The sequence below is a fragment of the Kitasatospora misakiensis genome (assembly GCF_042656005.1).
GTDB classification, from domain to species: Bacteria; Actinomycetota; Actinomycetes; order Streptomycetales; family Streptomycetaceae; genus Kitasatospora; species Kitasatospora misakiensis.
In genome coordinates this window covers 94,796-111,173 of record NZ_JBHSOF010000010.1, presented here as the reverse complement: position 1 = coordinate 111,173, position 16,378 = coordinate 94,796, and the positions used below count along the sequence as shown (strand labels likewise).

16 protein-coding genes are annotated in these 16,378 nt (G+C 72.3%); 6 read left to right on the top strand and 10 right to left on the bottom strand.

Annotated elements, in window-relative coordinates; all coding sequences use genetic code 11:
• Window positions 1–7: 7 nt before the first annotated feature.
• Together mqnP and ACFP3U_RS11045 are read right to left on the bottom strand one after the other, a co-directional pair.
• The gene (gene mqnP / locus ACFP3U_RS11050) at window positions 8–913 is read right to left on the bottom strand and encodes a menaquinone biosynthesis prenyltransferase MqnP (RefSeq protein ID WP_380225175.1); all 906 of its coding nucleotides are present in this window, start codon (window positions 911–913) and stop codon (window positions 8–10) included.
• Window positions 910–2,367: a menaquinone biosynthesis decarboxylase gene (locus ACFP3U_RS11045; protein WP_380225174.1), complete on the bottom strand. Its 1,458-nt coding sequence runs from the start codon at window positions 2,365–2,367 to the stop codon at window positions 910–912. The genes mqnP and ACFP3U_RS11045 overlap by 4 nt, the downstream gene beginning before the upstream one ends.
• A 137-nt stretch (window positions 2,368–2,504) precedes the next feature.
• On the opposite strand from ACFP3U_RS11045, the gene ACFP3U_RS11040 reads away from it, so the two are divergent.
• The 4 genes from ACFP3U_RS11040 (at window position 2,505) to ACFP3U_RS11025 (ending at window position 6,080) form a co-directional block, all read left to right on the top strand.
• Complete coding sequence (locus tag ACFP3U_RS11040) at window positions 2,505–2,912, top strand: PLD nuclease N-terminal domain-containing protein (protein ID WP_380225173.1); 408 nt, start codon at window positions 2,505–2,507, stop codon at window positions 2,910–2,912.
• Between the two features lie 440 nt (window positions 2,913–3,352).
• Complete coding sequence (locus tag ACFP3U_RS11035; protein ID WP_380225172.1) at window positions 3,353–4,954, top strand: acyl-CoA carboxylase subunit beta; 1,602 nt, start codon at window positions 3,353–3,355, stop codon at window positions 4,952–4,954.
• 77 nt (window positions 4,955–5,031) lie between these two features.
• Entirely contained in the window at window positions 5,032–5,244 is a 213-nt protein-coding gene (locus ACFP3U_RS11030; protein WP_380225171.1) for an acyl-CoA carboxylase subunit epsilon, read from the top strand.
• 224 nt (window positions 5,245–5,468) lie between these two features.
• Complete coding sequence (locus ACFP3U_RS11025) at window positions 5,469–6,080, top strand: ScbR family autoregulator-binding transcription factor (protein WP_380225170.1); 612 nt, start codon at window positions 5,469–5,471, stop codon at window positions 6,078–6,080.
• A 17-nt stretch (window positions 6,081–6,097) separates the two neighbouring features.
• On the opposite strand, the gene ACFP3U_RS11020 is transcribed toward ACFP3U_RS11025, so the two are convergent.
• Complete coding sequence (locus ACFP3U_RS11020; protein ID WP_380225168.1) at window positions 6,098–6,748, bottom strand: ScbR family autoregulator-binding transcription factor; 651 nt, start codon at window positions 6,746–6,748, stop codon at window positions 6,098–6,100.
• A 365-nt stretch (window positions 6,749–7,113) separates the two neighbouring features.
• On the opposite strand from ACFP3U_RS11020, the gene ACFP3U_RS11015 reads away from it, so the two are divergent.
• Window positions 7,114–8,196, top strand: a complete 1,083-nt coding sequence (locus ACFP3U_RS11015) for a ScbA/BarX family gamma-butyrolactone biosynthesis protein (RefSeq protein ID WP_380225167.1) — start codon at window positions 7,114–7,116, stop codon at window positions 8,194–8,196.
• A gap of 38 nt (window positions 8,197–8,234) precedes the next feature.
• Here ACFP3U_RS11015 and ACFP3U_RS11010 read toward each other — a convergent pair whose 3' ends face one another.
• From ACFP3U_RS11010 to hemL, 7 genes are all read right to left on the bottom strand, one after another.
• The gene (locus tag ACFP3U_RS11010; RefSeq protein WP_380225166.1) at window positions 8,235–8,642 is read right to left on the bottom strand and encodes a hypothetical protein; all 408 of its coding nucleotides are present in this window, start codon (window positions 8,640–8,642) and stop codon (window positions 8,235–8,237) included.
• A 129-nt stretch (window positions 8,643–8,771) separates the two neighbouring features.
• Window positions 8,772–9,905 carry a c-type cytochrome biogenesis protein CcsB gene (ccsB, locus tag ACFP3U_RS11005; RefSeq protein WP_380225165.1) on the bottom strand — a complete coding sequence of 378 codons (1,134 nt, stop codon included), beginning with the start codon at window positions 9,903–9,905 and terminating at the stop codon, window positions 8,772–8,774.
• A 3-nt stretch (window positions 9,906–9,908) separates the two neighbouring features.
• Window positions 9,909–11,678 carry a cytochrome c biogenesis protein ResB gene (gene resB / locus ACFP3U_RS11000; protein WP_380225164.1) on the bottom strand — a complete coding sequence of 590 codons (1,770 nt, stop codon included), beginning with the start codon at window positions 11,676–11,678 and terminating at the stop codon, window positions 9,909–9,911.
• 3 nt (window positions 11,679–11,681) lie between these two features.
• Window positions 11,682–12,455, bottom strand: a complete 774-nt coding sequence (locus tag ACFP3U_RS10995; protein WP_380225163.1) for a cytochrome c biogenesis CcdA family protein — start codon at window positions 12,453–12,455, stop codon at window positions 11,682–11,684.
• Entirely contained in the window at window positions 12,452–13,057 is a 606-nt protein-coding gene (locus ACFP3U_RS10990) for a TlpA family protein disulfide reductase (RefSeq protein ID WP_380225161.1), read from the bottom strand. The genes ACFP3U_RS10995 and ACFP3U_RS10990 overlap by 4 nt, the downstream gene beginning before the upstream one ends.
• Before the next feature lie 263 nt (window positions 13,058–13,320).
• On the bottom strand, window positions 13,321–13,968 hold the full coding sequence (locus ACFP3U_RS10985; RefSeq protein WP_380225235.1) for a histidine phosphatase family protein: 648 nt from the start codon (window positions 13,966–13,968) through the stop codon (window positions 13,321–13,323).
• Window positions 13,969–14,047: 79 nt separating this feature from the next.
• The gene (hemL, locus tag ACFP3U_RS10980) at window positions 14,048–15,376 is read right to left on the bottom strand and encodes a glutamate-1-semialdehyde 2,1-aminomutase (protein ID WP_380225160.1); all 1,329 of its coding nucleotides are present in this window, start codon (window positions 15,374–15,376) and stop codon (window positions 14,048–14,050) included.
• A 320-nt stretch (window positions 15,377–15,696) separates the two neighbouring features.
• Between hemL and ACFP3U_RS10975 the strand changes: the two genes are divergently transcribed.
• Window positions 15,697–16,326: a hypothetical protein gene (locus tag ACFP3U_RS10975; RefSeq protein WP_380225159.1), complete on the top strand. Its 630-nt coding sequence runs from the start codon at window positions 15,697–15,699 to the stop codon at window positions 16,324–16,326.
• Window positions 16,327–16,378: the final 52 nt, after the last annotated feature.

Genomic DNA, 16,378 nt, shown 5'->3' with positions numbered 1-16,378 from the left:
CGCGGCCTCAGATGCCGAGGCCGCGCACCACCAGGTCGACCAGCGCGAAGAAGAACAGCGAGATGCCGACGAAGCCGTTGGTCTGGAAGAACGCCCGGTTCAGCCGCGACAGGTCGTTCGGCTTCACGATGGTGTGCTCGTAGACGAAGGCGCCGGCCACCACCAGCAGGCCGACCCAGAACGCGGGGCCCGCGTCGGTGAGCACCGCGTACCAGCCGAGCAGCAGGGTGGTCAGCACGTGGCAGGCGCGCGCGCCGCGGATCGCGGCCGGGACGCCGAACCGGGCCGGCACCGAGCGGACCCCGCCCGCCCGGTCGGACGCGACGTCCTGGCAGGCGTAGATGAGGTCGAAGCCGCCGATCCAGATGCCGACGGCCGCGCCGAGCACCACCGCGTCCCAGGACCAGGTGCCGGTGACGGCCAGCCAGGCGCCCACCGGGCCCATCGCCTGGGCCAGGCCGAGGATCGCCTGCGGGAAGTCGGTGAACCGCTTGCCGTACGGGTAGACCACCATCGGCACGACGGCGACCGGTGCGAGCACCAGGCAGAGCGGGTTGAGCAGCGCGGCCGCGCCCAGGAAGACCACCAGGGCGACCGCCGAGCCGGCGTACGCGGTCTTCAGGGACACCGCGCCGGTGACGAGCTCCCGCCCGGCCGTGCGCGGGTTGCGGGCGTCGATCTCCCGGTCGATGATCCGGTTGGCCGCCATGGCGAAGGTCCGCAGCCCGACCATGCACACCGTGACGATGAACAGCTCGCCCCAGTGCACCCGTTCGTCGGCCCGGTACATCGCCGTCAGCGCCGCGATGTAGGCGAACGGCAGGGCGAAGACCGAGTGCTCGATCATCACCAGCCGCAGGAACGACTTGACCTTGCCGGGCGGGACCTCGGGCAGGGCGGCGGCGGTGCTCACAGGCCGTACTCCTTCCAGCGCCGGCTCACCAGGGCGGCGGTCGCCGGGTCGGAGCCGACCATCTCGGGCCAGCCGCCGTCCCGGGTGTAGCCCTCCTCGGGCAGCTTGCGGGTCGCGTCGATGCCCGCCTTGCCGCCCCAGAACTGCTGGTAGGAGGCGTGGTCGAGGTGGTCGACCGGGCCCTCCACCACGGTGAGGTCGCGGCTGTAGTCGACGTTGCCGAAGGCCCGCCAGGCGACCTCCTGGTAGTCGTGGACGTCGCAGTCGGCGTCCACCACGATGATCAGCTTGGTCAGCGACATCATGTGCGCGCCCCAGATGGCGTGCATGGTCTTCTGGGCGTGCTTCGGGTACTTCTTGTCGATCGAGACGATCACGCAGTTGTGGAAGCCGCCGGCCTCGGGCAGGTCGTAGTCGACGATGTCCGGGATGATGATCTTCAGCAGCGGCAGGAAGAAGCGCTCGGTGAACTTGCCCAGCGGGCCGTCCTCCGTCGGCGGGCGGCCGACCACGATGGACTGCAGGATCGGGCGGCGACGCATCGTCACGCAGTCGATCGTCAGCGCCGGGAACGGCTCCTGCGGCGTGTAGAAGCCGGTGTGGTCGCCGAACGGCCCCTCGGGCAGCAGCTCGCCCGGCTCCAGCCAGCCCTCCAGGACCACCTCGGCGTCGGCCGGGACCTGCAGCGGGACGGTCTTGCAGTCCACCATCCGGACCCGCTCGCCCGCCACGAAGCCGGCGAACAGGTACTCGTCGATGTCGCCCGGCAGCGGCGCGGTCGCCGCGTAGGTGACGGCCGGCGGGCAGCCGAAGGCGATCGCCACCGGCAGCCGCTCACCGCGCTTCGCGGCCACCGCGGCGTGGTTGCGGCTGTCCTTGTGGATCTGCCAGTGCATGCCGATGGTGCGGCGGTCGTGCCGCTGGAGCCGGTACAGGCCGAGGTTGCGGATGCCGGAGTCCGGGTCCTTGGTGTGGGTCAGGCCCAGGTTGAAGAAGGAGCCGCCGTCCAGCGGCCAGGTGAACAGGGCGGGCAGCTCGTCCAGGTCGACCTCGTCCCCGGTGAGCACCACCTCGTGCACGGGCGCGTCGCCGGACTTGACGTTCCTCGGCGGCACGTGGGCCATCGAGGCGAGCTTGCCGAAGGCGTCCCGGAAGCCGGTGAAGCCCTGCGGCAGCTCCGGCTTCAGCAGGCCGGAGATCCGGTCGGCGATCTCCTCCGGGCCCTTGAGGCCGAGCGCCTTGGAGAGCCGGCGCTCGGTGCCGAAGACGTTCATCGCCAGCGGCATCGACGAGCCCTTGACGTTCTCGAACAGCAGGGCCGGCCCCTTGGCCTTCTGCACGCGGTCGACGATCTCGCCGATCTCCAGATAGGGGTCCACCTCCGCCTTGATGCGCTTGAGGTCGCCTTCGCGGTCGAGGGCCCGCAGGAACGAGCGGAGATCGTCGTATGCCATGCCTGCCAGTATCCGCCACCCGCTAGCCTGGCCTGTGTCAAGGGCCCCCTCGAAGCGGCGCACCGCCCGACGGACCGGCCCGCCGCCGCGAGGACGCGCCCGTCCGCCACCGACGCCACCCGGGGGAGATCGCCGCCGTGCTGAGGATCCTGACCTTCGTGCTCCCGCTCGCCCTGTGGGTGTGGGCGTTCATCGACTGTCTGACCACCCCCGAGGACGAGGTGAAGCACCTCCCCAAGGTGGTCTGGGTGATCATCGTGCTGCTCTTCCCGCTCATCGGCTCGATCGCCTGGCTGGTGGCCGGTAAGCAGCGGGGGGTGCTGCGGACCGGCGCGGCGGGCGGCTACGGTGCCGCCGACGGGGCGTACGACCCCCGGCGCGACGGCCGTCCGTTGGCGCCGGACGACAATCCGGAGTTCCTCGCCTCGTTGAAGAAGCACAACAACGAGCACGAGGACATGCTCAAGCAGTGGGAGGCGGATTTGCGCCGCCGCGAGAACGAGCTGCGTGGCAAGGACGACCCGGACGAAGGGCGTCGCGGCTGACCGCGGATCGCTCGGACGGCCCACCCGGCATCCACCGGGTGGGCTGCGGTGTTTTTGGCGCATCCCTACGACTGGAAGGCGCCCATCGGCCCGTCGGCACGGCCTTCACCGCCGTACCAAGCGCCCCTTGAGCGGCCCTTGAGCACGCTCGGCCAGCATCGATGGGGACAGCCCTGACCTGCACCTTTCCTCATGTTCAGCTCATCCGGAGGCCATCCGGGCGACAGCTCGGGGTAATCGAACGGCTACCGGCCGCACGGGCTGAAACGCTTCGGTTTCTGTGCAGCCCTGACATCTAAACGGACGCGACCTTGTACGGAATCGACGCCGAAACCAGCGTGCGGCCCCTCGTACAGTCATAAGTGAAGAAGTGATTCGCAGCCGGGGGCATCGCAGACGTTGGCTGTCGGACAGTTCCCTCACCTTTGGAGTGGTTCGAGATGACGGTTGTGCACCAGGCGCCGGTCGACGACGACGCCCCCGAGACCCCCACGGACGTCCGGGGCAGAGTCGCGGAGCTGCACGAGCTCCGCGAGCAGGTCCGCCGGGGTCCGAGCGAGAAGGCCACCGAGGCCCAGCACGCCAAGGGCAAGCTGACCGCCCGTGAGCGGATCGAGCTCCTGCTCGACGAGGGCACGTTCCGCGAGGTCGAGCCGCTGCGCCGGCACCGCGCCACCGGCTTCGGCCTGGAGGCGAAGAAGCCGCACACCGACGGCGTGGTGGTCGGCTGGGGCACCGTGCACGGCCGGACGGTCTTCACCTACGCCCACGACTTCCGGATCTTCGGCGGCGCGCTCGGCGAGGCCCACGCCCAGAAGATCCACAAGATCATGGACATGGCCATCGCGGCCGGTGCCCCGCTGGTCTCGCTCAACGACGGCGCCGGCGCCCGCATCCAGGAGGGCGTCACCGCCCTGGCCGGCTACGGCGGCATCTTCCAGCGCAACACCCGCGCCTCCGGCGTGATCCCGCAGATCTCCGTGATGCTCGGCCCGTGCGCCGGCGGCGCGGCCTACTCGCCGGCCCTGACCGACTTCGTCTTCATGGTCCGCGAGACCTCGCAGATGTTCATCACCGGTCCGGACGTCGTCCAGGCCGTCACCGGCGAGAAGATCAGCCAGAACGGGCTCGGCGGCGCCGACGTCCACGCGGGCGTCTCCGGCGTCTCGCACTTCGTCTACGACGACGAGCAGTCCTGCATCGAGGAGGTCCGCTACCTCCTCTCGCTGCTGCCGCAGAACAACCGCGAGATGCCCCCGCCGGTGGTCAACGACGACCCGGTGGACCGCCGCAACGAGACGCTGCTCGACCTGGTGCCGGCCGACGGCAACCGGCCGTACGACATGCGCAAGGTGATCGAGGAGATCGTCGACCACGGCGAGTACCTGGAGGTCCACGAGCGCTGGGCCACCAACGTGCTCTGCGTGCTCGCCCGGATCGACGGCCACGTCACCGGCATCATCGCCAACCAGCCGCAGTCGCTGGCCGGCGTCCTGGACATCAACGCCAGCGAGAAGGCCGCGCGCTTCGTCCAGATGTGCGACGCCTTCAACATCCCCCTGGTCACCATGCTCGACGTCCCCGGCTTCCTGCCCGGCGTCGACCAGGAGCACGACGGCATCATCCGGCACGGCGCGAAGCTCCTCTACGCCTACTGCAACGCGACCGTGCCGCGGATCCAGCTGATCCTCCGCAAGGCCTACGGCGGTGCCTACATCGTCATGGACTCGCGCTCGATCGGCGCCGACCTCTCCTTCGCCTGGCCGACCAACGAGATCGCCGTCATGGGGGCCGAGGGCGCGGCCAACGTGATCTTCCGTCGGGACATCAACGCCGCCGACGACCCGGACGCGATGCGCAACCAGAAGATCAAGGAATACAAGAGCGAACTGATGCACCCGTACTACGCGGCCGAGCGCGGCCTCGTGGACGACGTCATCGACCCCGCCGAGACCCGCCAGGTCCTGGCCTCCTCGCTGGCCATGCTGCGCACCAAGCACGCGGATCTGCCGAGCCGCAAGCACGGCAACCCGCCGATGTAGCAGTGCCGCCCGGCCCGAGCAGTACGGCCGGCCACGCCGACGACCACACACCTCTTCCGCCGGGAGAAATCCGGACCATGACCGCTTCCGCCGAACCACTCGTCCGCATCGTCCGCGGCTCGCTCACCGACGAGGAGCTCGCCGCCCTGACCGCCGTGCTGATGGCCCGCGCCGCGGCCGCCCAGCAGGCGGCGGCCGCCGCCTCGCCGGTCGAGCCGATCGCCAACTGGCAGCGCCTGGAGCGCCGCCCGGCGTACTTCTCGCCGGTCAGCTGGCAGTGGGCCGCCTGACGGCTCGCCCGACCGCCGTTCGACCGTCGGCCGGCCACCCGCAGCACGGGGGTGGCCGGCCGACGGCGTTCCCCGCGGGGTACCGGGCGCGCCGGGCGCGCGGGACACGCACCGGTGCCCGAAACGGCTCGAAAGGGTCGCTACCGGGCGGTACGCGGACCGTCGCCCGGCCCGCCCCCGTAGGATCCAGCAGCTGACGACCGGAACCGACCAGGGAGACTGCGATGGCCAGGCAGGCCCGGGCGCTGGCGACCCGCCAGACGGTGCTGCGCGCCGCGGCCGAGGTGTTCGACGAGCGCGGCTACGCGGGCGCCACGATGGCCGAGATCCTGGACCGGGCCGGGGTCACCAAGGGCGCGCTCTACTTCCACTTCCCCTCCAAGGAGGAGCTGGCGCTCGCCGTGATCGAGGGCCAGGGCTCCTGGCTGGCCACCTGGCAGCCCGCCTCCGACAGTCCGGTGCAGACCCTCATCGACCTCGGCTACGCCTTCGCCCACGCGCTGCTGGACGACCCGCTGCTGCGCGGCGCGATCCGGCTGACCGTCGAGCACGGCACCTTCACCCAGCCGCAGATCGGCGCGTACCAGGGCTGGACGGACGCGGCGCGCGAACTGCTGGAGCGGGCCAGGGACGCCGGCGAGCTCCAGCCGGGGGTGCGGCCGGCGGCCGCCGCGGGGGTGATCACCGGCGCGGTGACCGGCATCCAGCTCAGCTCGCAGGTGCTGACCGACCGCAAGGACCTGCTGGAGCGGATGGCCGACCTCTGGGCGCTGCTGCTGCCCGGCCTGGTCGAGCCGCGCACCCTCGCCCGGCTGAACACCGTCGACCGGGCCTGAGGTCCTGGGGTCCGTCTTCAGACCCGGTACTCCGCCAGCCGCTCGGCGGGGACGAGCGACGGCAGGGCGGCCGACCAGAGGCCGGTGACGGCCTCCTCGGCCAGCCGGCCGGTGGACTCGGCGGCGAACAGGACCAGGCCGGCCGCCAGGGTGGTGAGCAGCCCGGCCGCCTGGGCCCGGTCCAGCCCGGGGCGCAGCTCGCCGGCCACGCCGGCCCGGTCGAGCAGGGTGCGGAAGACCGCGGTCAGGCTCCACCAGGCGTCCGCCGAGGGTTCCGGCGGCGAGCCGGCCGGGGACACCACCGCGCCCACCCCGCAGCCCGCGGGACGGCCGCCGAGGCCGAGCAGCACGCCCGCCCGGACGACCACGTCCTCGCGCAGCAGCCGGGCCAGTTCGTGGGTGAGGTCGAGGAGTTGCTGGACGGCCGGCCCGCGGCCGCGCAGCGCGTGGAGCACGGCCAGGCCGATGGTGTCGGCGGCCGCGGCGCGGACCCCGTCGGCGAGCGCCTGCTTGGAGACGAAGTGGAAGTAGAGCGCGCCCTTGCTGACGCCCGCCCGGCGGCTGATGTCGACCAGGCTGGCCGACTCGAAACCCGCGTCGGCGAAGGTGTCCGCCGCTGCGAGCAGCACGGCCTGCCTGGTTCGCCCCGCCCGTTCCTGCTTAGCCACTCGGCCCCTCCGGCCCCCGGCCGCGGCGAGCTCCGGCTCGCCCGGTTGCTGTCACGGCGCCGTCGTCGATGCCGCGGCGCCCCGTCTGCGGGCCGTCGGTGGCGCGTCGCGCCCGCCCGAAACCGCATGGTTGGTATCTAATCTAGCCCCTGCCCGGCCCCCGTCGTCCAGGGGGGACCGGCCCCCGCCCAAGGTCCGGAGCGGGCCGCCCGGGCGTTACCGCAGGCAGGCGCGCGGGTACGGTGAACCCGCCGGGTGCACGCCAGGAGCCACCCCGCAGGGGGAGCAGAAACCGGGTGGCCTGTATGTTTTGGCGAGGGCCGCCCGTACGGCCGGCCGACCGACACCCGGGAGTGGGGCCAGTCATGCCAGTGTTCACCGCGATCGACGGCGACGCTCCGTTTCCCCACACCGGTCCCGGCCACCCGGGCCCGCACCGCTACGACTTCCACGAACGGACCGTCTCCCGCCAGTTGGTCCACCGCTCCTCGGTCGCCGAGGTGCTCATCACCGGCTGGCAGTCCACCGGCCCGTACGACTTCCTGCTCGGCGCCCAGTGGCCGCGGGTGCACGGCTTCTACCGGCTGCCCGGGGACCGCCACCACGACCCGGTGCTGATGGCCGAGACGCTCCGGCAGGCCGCGCTGCTCGTCGGCCACGCCGGTTTCGGCGTCCCGCACGACCACCACGCCGTGCTCGACGAACTCGGCTACACGCTCGGCCCGGCCGGCCTCGACGGTCTCGCGGTCCGCGCCGCCCCCACCGAGCTGATGCTCCGGGTCACCTGCCACGACGTCCGGATGCGGCACGGCCGGCTGGTCGCGCTGCGGGTGCAGGCCGAGATCGAACGCGACGGCCGGCCGGTCGGCCGCGGCGTCGGGGGCCTGCGGATCCTCTCCCCCGCCGCGTACGACCGGCTGCGCGGCCCCGGCCGCCCGGCCGCCCCGCCGCCCCGGCTCCCGGAGCAGGTCGTCGCGCCGGAACTGGTGGGCCGTCAGCAGGCCTCCGACGTCGTGCTCGGCCCCGCGCTGATGCCCGACAGCTGGCTGCTGCGCGCGGACGCCGGCCACCCCGCGCTGTTCGACCCGATGGACCCGGCGCCCGGCCACCTGCCCGGGATGCTGGTCCTGGAGGCCGCCCGGCAGGCCGCCCAGCGCCTGCACCACCCGGACCGGGTCGTGCCGGTGGACGTGGTGACGTCCTTCCACGATCCGATCGCGCCGGACCGCCCCTGCGTGGTGCGGGCCGTCCGGGAGGTCGGTCCGGACACCGGGCAGGACGGCGGCGGCGGCCGGCGGGCGCCCGTCCGGGTCGTACTGGTGCAGGACGGCCGGACGGTGGCCGAGGTCCGGCTGATCGGCGCTCCGGCGGACGGCGCGCCGGCCGACGGCGGCCCGTCCGCGGCCGCTCCGGCCCCCACCAGACGCGGCCTGCCGCTCGCCAGCTGAGCACGCCGCGCGCCCGGCACCCCCGTACCCCCGCCGGGTCAGGCCGCCACCAGCGCGGACGACGGCCGCCCGGCGTGCATCACGCTGAGGTTCTCCGCCAGCCGCCCCGGGTCCTGGGCCAGCCAGAGCCGCAGCGCGGCGCCCAGCATCGCGCTGGCCGAGCCGATCCGCACGTGGGTCACCTGGGCGATCCGGGCCGCGCCCGGGACGAGCAGATCGGCCAGCGGCGTCGGCAGCCAGACGGTCAGCGCGCACGGCGCGGGGGCCGCCAGGGCGGCCAGCAGCCGGTGGGCGTCGGCCGGTGAGGCGAACGTCGGGATGACGTCCAGCAGCCCGTCGGCCACCACCTCGGAGACGTCGCTGCGGTGCCCCTGGGCGAGCCGGCGGAGCAGCAGGTGCTCGGCGGCGGTGATTCGGACGGTCAGCATGACCTCGTCGCACTCCATCGCGCGATTTCCTCCTCGGTTCCTCCCCGTGCCGGACCGGGCGGCCGGCACGCTCTTACCCACCCCTGTCGCACCTCGGCCCGGCTTCCTCGTCTGGAGCGCCGGGCCGGTGGGTGGATGCCGTTCCGGTCAGATCCCCGCGTAGGAGTGCTTGCCGGTGACGAAGATGTTCACGCCGTAGTAGTTGAACAGCCAGCAGGCGAAGGCGGCGAGGGCCAGGTACGCGGCCTTGCGCCCCTTCCAGCCGGCCGTGGCGCGGGCGTGCAGGTAGCACGCGTAGCCGACCCAGGTGATGAACGACCAGGTCTCCTTCGGGTCCCACTCCCAGTACTTGCCCCAGGCGGCCTCGGCCCAGATCGCGCCGGCGATGATGGTGAAGGTCCAGAGCGGGAAGACCAGGGCGTTGATCCGGTAGGACAGCTTGTCCAGGGTCGCGGCCGCGGGCAGCCGGCGCCAGATCGACGGCGAGGTGCCGAGCGGGCCCTTGGCCAGGCCGGCCGCCATCCGCTGGTCGAAGGAGTCCTTGCCCAGGTACAGCAGGGTCGTGATGAACGCCGCGTAGAAGGCGCCGCCGCAGATGATCGCGGTGGAGACGTGGATCGCCAGCCAGTACGAGTGCAGCGCCGGGACGAGCTGCTCGGAGTCGGTGTAGAGCACCGAGACGGCGACGCCCAGGGTGAGCAGCACCGCCAGGGTGACCGGCAGGCCGAGCCAGCGGACCGGCTTCTTCGCGACCAGCAGGCCGAGGAAGGCGACCGTCATGGCGAGCGCGAAGGCGCAGGAGAACTCGTACATGTTGCCCCACGGCCAGCGGGAGACCGAGAGGCCGCGGGTGAGCACGGCCGCCGCGTGCAGCAGGGCGGCGAGCACGGTGAGCGAGACCGCGATCCGGCCGGACAGGTCGGCCTTCTCGCTGGTGCCGGCCGCGCCGGGACCGTCCACGTCCTCGTCGCCGCGTCCGCTGGTGACCACCGTCGCGCCCTCGCCGGCCAGCGCCGTGCGGGTGAGCGTGGTGGTGCCGCCGCGCGCCGAGGCGACCGTGACGGTGACCTTCTTGGCGCCCTTGGCCCTGGCCTCCGCCTCGGCCACGGTCCCGGCCAGTCCGGCCTGCTCGGTGGAGCGGACGGCGACGGCGCCCTTGGCGCCGAAGGTCCACTCGAACATGTAGGCGAACATGGCGATCAGATAGACCGCCATCGCCGAATAGATCAGCTTGTTGGACAGGTCGGCCAGCTGCGGGTCGACCGACGAGGCGAGGTGCACCGTCTACTCCTTGGAGTTCTGGGCGGCGGGGACTGCGGATTCTGCGGGTGCTGAGGCCTCGTCGGCCTCGGTGGTGTCGTCGTCAAGAGCGGGGGCGTCGTCGAGCGCGGGGGCGTCGTCCAGCGCGGGGGCGTCGTCCTGGAGGTCCACCGCGAGCGCGGCCAGCTCCTCGGCGATCTTCGCCGACTCGCTGCGGCCGAGACCGGCCAGCTCGACCAGGGTCCCGCCGTCCGGCAGGGCCACCGCCCGCACCCAGATCCGGCGCCGCTGGATGAACAGCGAGCCGATCAGACCGGCGATCGCCAGCACCGCGCCGGTCAGGGCGATCCCGTTGCCCGGGCGGTGCGAGACGTTGAAGCTGGCCCACTGCCGGTAGCCCTCGAAGGTGACGCTGCCGTAGTTGTCCGGCAGGCTCCAGGCCTGGCCCGGCTTCAGGCGGGCCTTGGCCGGCTCGCCGTCCTGCTGGAGCTGGGTCAGGTTCTTCGTGTTGAGCTGGTAGATGTTCTGCGGCAGGCCCGAGTCGGTGCCCAGGTCGCCCGCGTAGGCGTTGAGCACCAGCGCCGGGTCCGCGTCCCCGGGGAACAGCGAGCGCGGGCCGGTGTTCCGGTCGAAGGCCACCGGGGCGGTCGGCAGGAAGAAGCCGGACAGGCCCAGCTGGGTCTTCTGGCCGTCCTTGTCGCCGTAGTCGGAGACCTTGATGACGCCGGTGGAGGTCAGGTTGCCGTCCTGCGGCAGGAACGGGGTCGCGCCGGTGTAGACGATCTCACCGGCGGCGTTGCGCACCGTGACCACCGGGGCGTAGCCGTGCCCGATCAGGAAGAACTTGCTGCCGCCGATCTCCAGCGGGTGGTTGACCTCGATCTTCCCCCGCTTGAGCTTCGCCGGGTCGGAGCCCGCGTAGTACTCGACGTTCGCGGTGAACTCCCGCGCGCTGCCGATCTGCGAGCCGTTGTTCTGGAACTTCGAGGTGAACGTGTCCAGCTTCACGTAGAAGGGGTCGAGGTCGTCGGAGCCGTAGAAGCGCGTGCCGGTGAAGTCGTCCAGCTGGGTGATGGTGTTGGAGTAGCCCTCGCCCTCGACCAGCAGCTTGCCGCCGGTGCCGCTGGCCAGGCTCGCCCAGGCGAAGCCGCCGAGCAGCGCGAACAGCGACAGGTGGAAGACCAGGTTGCCGACCTCGCGCAGGTAGCCCTTCTCGGCCGCCACCGCGCCGCCGTCCAGGTGCGCCCGGAAGCGCCGCCCGCGCAGCAGCCGGTGGGCGGCGGCGTTGACGGCCGCGGGGTCCGCGTCCGTCCGCCAGGCCGCGTACACCGGCATCCGGGTCAGGTTGCGCGGCGCCGCCGGCGGCCGGGAGCGCAGCACGCCGACGAACTGCCAGGTCCGCGGGACGATGCAGCCGGCCAGCGAGACGAACAGCAGGATGTAGATCGCCGAGAACCAGACCGAGCTGTAGACGTCGAACAGCTGGAGCTTCTGGTAGATCGGCGCGACCGTGCCGTGCTGCGCCTTCCAGGTCTCGACCTTGAACTGGTTCTGGCCGTTCTGCGGGATCAGCGAGCCGGGGATGGCGGCCAGCGAGAGCAGGAACAGCAGGATCAGCGCGACCCGCATCGAGGTCAGCTGGCGCCACATCCAGCGCAGCCACCCGAGCACGCCGATGCCGGTGGGGCCGTCGGACTCGGCCGGCGCGGTGCTCAGCCGCTCGGCCGCGTCCTCGGCCGCGCCCTGCGCCGCGGCGGCCGTGTGCTGCTCGCGGTCGGTCGTGGTCTTGGTCACGGGTCAGATTCCGATCTGGAAGTCGGCGAACTGGTTCTGCAGGTCACTCACCATCGAGTCCCAGACCCCGGTGACCAGCAGCAGACCGACCACGACGAGCATGCCGCCGCCGATCCGCATGACGAGCGGATAGTGCCGCTTGACCCAGCCGAAGGCGCCCAGCGCCCGCCGGAAGGCCACGGCGGCCACGATGAACGGTACGCCGAGGCCCAGGCAGTAGAAGAACATCAGCAGCGCACCGCGCTGGGCGTCGGCCTGGTTGAGCGCGAGGTTGGTGACGGCGGCCAGGGTCGGCCCCATGCACGGCGTCCAGCCGACGCCGAAGACCACGCCGAGCAGCGGTGCGCCGACCAGCCCGACCACCGGGCGGCGGTGGGAGCGGACCTCGCGCATGCTCAGACCGGGCACCAGCCCCATGAAGGCGAGGCCCATCACGATGGTGACCGCCCCGAGCACCTTGCTGATGACCGCCTGGTGCTCCCTGAGCGTGTCGCCGAACTGGCCGAACAGCGCGCCGCCGGAGACGAAGACGGCGGTGAAGCCGAGGATGAACAGCCCCGCGCCGGCCAGCATCCGGCCGCGCCGGGCCCCGCGCGCGTCGGCGAGGTCGGCGGCCGAGAAGCCGGTCACGTAGGAGAGGTAGCCGGGGACGAGCGGCAGCACGCAGGGCGAGAAGAACGACACCAGGCCCGCCGCCAGCGCGATCGGTGCGGCGACCAGCAGCGCCCCGCTCTGGATGGTCCCGATGTTGTCGGCGAGCTGCTGCGTCGCGCTCACCGCTGCTGCTCCGCCAGCACCGGCTGGAGCATCGTCTCCAGGGCGTCGTCGGTCTGGCCGCCGACGGCGCGGGCGGCGAGCCGGCCGTCCCGGTCGATCACCAGGGTGGTCGGGATGGACTGCGGGTTGAGGCTGCCCTTGGGGAACTTCAGCAGCTGGGCGCCGGCCGGGTCGTAGATGCTGGGGAAGGTGACGCCCTTCTCCTGCTCGAAGCGGACGGCGTTGCTGATCTCGGGGTCCCGGGTGTTGATCCCGAGGAACTGCACGCCCTGGCCCTGGTACTTCTCCCAGATCCGCTGGAGGTCGTCGGCCTCCGAACGGCACGGGCCGCACCAGGAGCCCCAGACGTTCACCACGACGACCTTGCCCCGGTAGTCGGAGAGCTTGGCCGGGGCGCCCTCCAGGGTGTTGCCGCCGATGTCCGGCGCGTCCTGGCGGTGGCCGGCGGCGGCGGTGGAGATGTTGGTGCCCTTGGCGGTGACGAAACCGATCTGCCCGTCACCACTGGCCGAGGAGCCGGAGGAGCTGCAGGCGGTGAGGACCAGCGCGGCAGCGGCGGCGGTGACCGCGGCGGCGGCGAGACGGGGACGGGGGCGCGTCATGCCAGACATGTGAAAAGTTTCGCATGGAGTCACGGGCAGGTACCGGGGGGTCCGGCATTGTCTGCCGGACCCCCTCTGACCTGCGGCGGGACGGCTCGGCGGGGTGTCGCGGGAGTGTGACCCAGGTCTTACTCACACGGCGCTTACACCGCATCGGGAACCATGAGCACCGTTCCGCTCGTCCGGGCTTCCTCGGCGTACCCGGATCCCGGCGTACCCGGATCCCGGCGTACCCGGGGCCGGTGTCGGCCCCGGAGCCGGCGTCAGGCGCCGAAGCTCTTGCCCACCGGCTTGCTCTTGCCGCCCTTGCCGACCAGGTGGGCCGGCAGCAGGTCGCGGGCCGGCTCGCGGTAGCCGACCGAGACGATCCGGTCGCCCTCGTAGGTGAAGCTGGTCAGCGAGGCCAGCGAGCACTGCCGGTTGCGCGGGTCGTGCCAGAGCCGGCGGCGCTCCACGAAGGAGCGGACGATCCAGATCGGCAGCTGGTGGCTCACGCAGACCGCCTCGTGCCCGCGCGCGGCGTCCCGGGCCGCGGCGAGCGCGCCCATCATCCGCACCGCCTGCTCCAGGTACGGCTCGCCCCAGGAGGGCTTGAACGGGTTGGTGAGGTACCTCCAGTAGGACGGGTTGCGCAGCGAGCCGTCGCCCACCCCGAAGGTCTTGCCCTCGAAGATGTTCTCCGCCTCGATCAGCCGCCCGTCCGTCGCGAGCTCCAGGCCGTGCGCCTCGGCGATCGGCGTGGCGGTCTCCTGGGCGCGCTCCAGCGGGGACGCCACCACGTGGGTGATGTCCCGCCCGGTCAGGTCCTCGGCGACCCGCTCGGCCATCTCGCGGCCCAGCTCGGACAGCCGGTAGCCCGGGAGGCGGCCGTACAGGACGCCCTCCGGGTTGTGCACCTCACCGTGCCGCATCAGGTGGACGACGGTGATGTCCTTGGCGCTCACTTCTCAGTACTCCTGGGGCTCGTAAAGGCCGGGGTCCGGGAGGACCCTAGGCCGTGGCTTCGGCGGCGGCCCGGGCGGCGGCGGGCAGGGCGGCGGCGATCCGCTCGATCGCCCGCTCGTCGTGCGCCGCGGAGACGAACCAGGACTCGAAGGCGGACGGCGGCAGGTAGACGCCCCGGGCGAGCATCGCATGGAAGAACGCGGTGAAGCGGAACGCCTCCTGGGTCTTCGCCTGGGCGTAGTCGGTCACCGCGTCCTCGGTGAAGAACACCGAGAACATGTTCCCGGCGGTCTGCAGCCGGTGGGTCACGCCCTCCTTGGTCAGCGCCGCGGAGACCAGGCCGGAGATCTCGGCGGAGACCCGGTCGACGGTCGCGTAGACCTCGTCGGTGCAGCCCCGCAGCTGGGCCAGCCCGGCCGCGGTGGCGATCGGGTTCCCGGACAGGGTGCCGGCCTGGTAGACCGGGCCGGCCGGGGCCAGGTGGGCCATCACGTCGGCACGGCCGCCGAAGGCCGCCGCCGGGAAGCCGCCGCCCATGACCTTGCCGAAGGTCAGCAGATCGGGCGCCCAGCCCTCGTTCGCCGCCTCCAGGCCGTACCAGCCGGCCTTCGAGACGCGGAAGCCGGTCATCACCTCGTCCGAGACGAACAGCGCGCCGTTCTCCCGGCAGAGCCGGGCCAGGCCGCCGTTGAAGCCGGGCAGCGGCGGGACGACGCCCATGTTGCCGGGCGAGGCCTCGGTGATCACGCAGGCGATCTCGCCGGGGTTGGCCCGGAAGGCCTCCTCGACCGCGGCGAGGTCGTTGTACGGCAGCACGATGGTGTCGCCGGCCTGGGCGCCGGTGACGCCCGGGGTGTCCGGCAGGCCGAAGGTGGCGACACCGGAACCGGCGGCGGCCAGCAGCGCGTCCACATGACCGTGGTAGCAGCCGGCGAACTTCACGACCTTCGCGCGGCCGGTGAAGCCGCGGGCCAGCCGGATCGCCGACATGGTGGCCTCGGTGCCGGAGGAGACCAGGCGGACCTGCTCCACCGGGGCGACCCGGGCGACGATCTCCTCGGCCAGCTCGACCTCGCCCTGCCCGGGCGTGCCGAAGGAGGTGCCGCGGGCGACCGCGGTCCGCACGGCGTCGAGGACGGCGGGGTGCGCGTGGCCGAGGATCATCGGACCCCACGAGCAGACCAGGTCGACGTACTCGCGGCCGTCGGCGTCGGTCAGGTAGGGGCCGGTGCCGGACACCATGAAGCGCGGCGTACCGCCGACGGCGCGGAAGGCGCGCACCGGGGAGTTGACGCCGCCGGGCGTGACGACCGAGGCACGATCGAAGAGCGACTGGGACTGAGGTGCTTCGTAGGGGTAGCTCACGGGAGACATGGTCTCAAATCGTGTCCTTCACCTCTGCATGTCGGACCTCATCATCTGGAACGATGATCCGGGCGCCCGAGTCTGTACGGTTATCCGTACAACAGGACCCCTGGCTGCGCCGGCCCCCCGGACCAGTCAGACTATGTACCCAGAGTGTCTCCGGGGTTCGGCCGGCCATCAGGACGGGCAGGAACTCCGGGTCGACGCAGGGGTCTGGAGAGGACTGCCGCGTACCGCGACTGGGTACGGCGGCGCATGACGGGTAAGGAGCATGTCCGGAGGACACCGGACGTGCGGGGGTCTGTCGATTCCGGCGAATTCCGGTGAGGATGGTCCGAGTGTCCGAGGCGCAGGACGGCCACGACGAGGCCGCGGGTGGCCCCCGCCGGCCCACCGAGGCCGCACGCGGGGGTACGGGAGCGGGAACGGGGCGTGGCGGCCGTGGCCGTGAGAGGCGGGGTGAGGGACGCGTGGGGGTGACGTACAAGTACTTCGGCGCACCCGACCGGGCGACCGCGGCCCGGGTCCCGACCGCGCTCGGGCCGGGCGGGCTCGGCCTGGACGCGGGCGAGCTCGGCTCGCTCGGCCGGCTCGGCGACCTGATGGAGACCAGCGGCTCGCCCAACGGCCACCTCTCCACCAAGATCAAACCGGAGACCATGAGCGCGATGGTTCTCACCGGCATCCAGGGCGTGCCGCTGCACCAGGTGCCGCCGCTGGAACTGGTGGTGCTGCACCCGGACTACGCCGTCGTCCAGCTCCCGCACAACGTGGTCGAGCCGCTCCGGAAGGCCGACGAGACCGAGCTGGGCGCCGCCGCCTTCATCTGGTCCACCGTCCCCGACCGCCGGGGCCCGCGCGACGCCTTCGTGATCTACAGCATGCTGCACGAGTGGCAGGACTTCGCCAACCGCCTGCACGACGCCGGCCACCAGCTGTACTGCCTGGTCTGGCCCTGAGCCGACGGCTCCCCGCCACGAGCGGGGAGCGGGAGCGGAGACGGGCGGGGCC

What these genes read in the sequence shown, in the direction of transcription:
- ACFP3U_RS11045 (WP_380225174.1), bottom strand. Translation starts at nt 2,367, where the DNA reads ATGGCATACGACGATCTCCGCTCGTTCCTGCGGGCCCTCGACCGCGAA.
- ACFP3U_RS11035 (WP_380225172.1), top strand. Translation starts at nt 3,353, where the DNA reads ATGACGGTTGTGCACCAGGCGCCGGTCGACGACGACGCCCCCGAGACC.
- ACFP3U_RS11030 (WP_380225171.1), top strand. Translation starts at nt 5,032, where the DNA reads ATGACCGCTTCCGCCGAACCACTCGTCCGCATCGTCCGCGGCTCGCTC.
- ACFP3U_RS11025 (WP_380225170.1), top strand. Translation starts at nt 5,469, where the DNA reads ATGGCCAGGCAGGCCCGGGCGCTGGCGACCCGCCAGACGGTGCTGCGC.
- ACFP3U_RS11015 (WP_380225167.1), top strand. Translation starts at nt 7,114, where the DNA reads ATGCCAGTGTTCACCGCGATCGACGGCGACGCTCCGTTTCCCCACACC.
- ACFP3U_RS11010 (WP_380225166.1), bottom strand. Translation starts at nt 8,642, where the DNA reads ATGGAGTGCGACGAGGTCATGCTGACCGTCCGAATCACCGCCGCCGAG.
- ACFP3U_RS10990 (WP_380225161.1), bottom strand. Translation starts at nt 13,057, where the DNA reads ATGACGCGCCCCCGTCCCCGTCTCGCCGCCGCCGCGGTCACCGCCGCC.
- ACFP3U_RS10985 (WP_380225235.1), bottom strand. Translation starts at nt 13,968, where the DNA reads ATGCGGCACGGTGAGGTGCACAACCCGGAGGGCGTCCTGTACGGCCGC.
- hemL (WP_380225160.1), bottom strand. Translation starts at nt 15,376, where the DNA reads ATGTCTCCCGTGAGCTACCCCTACGAAGCACCTCAGTCCCAGTCGCTC.
- ACFP3U_RS10975 (WP_380225159.1), top strand. Translation starts at nt 15,697, where the DNA reads ATGGTCCGAGTGTCCGAGGCGCAGGACGGCCACGACGAGGCCGCGGGT.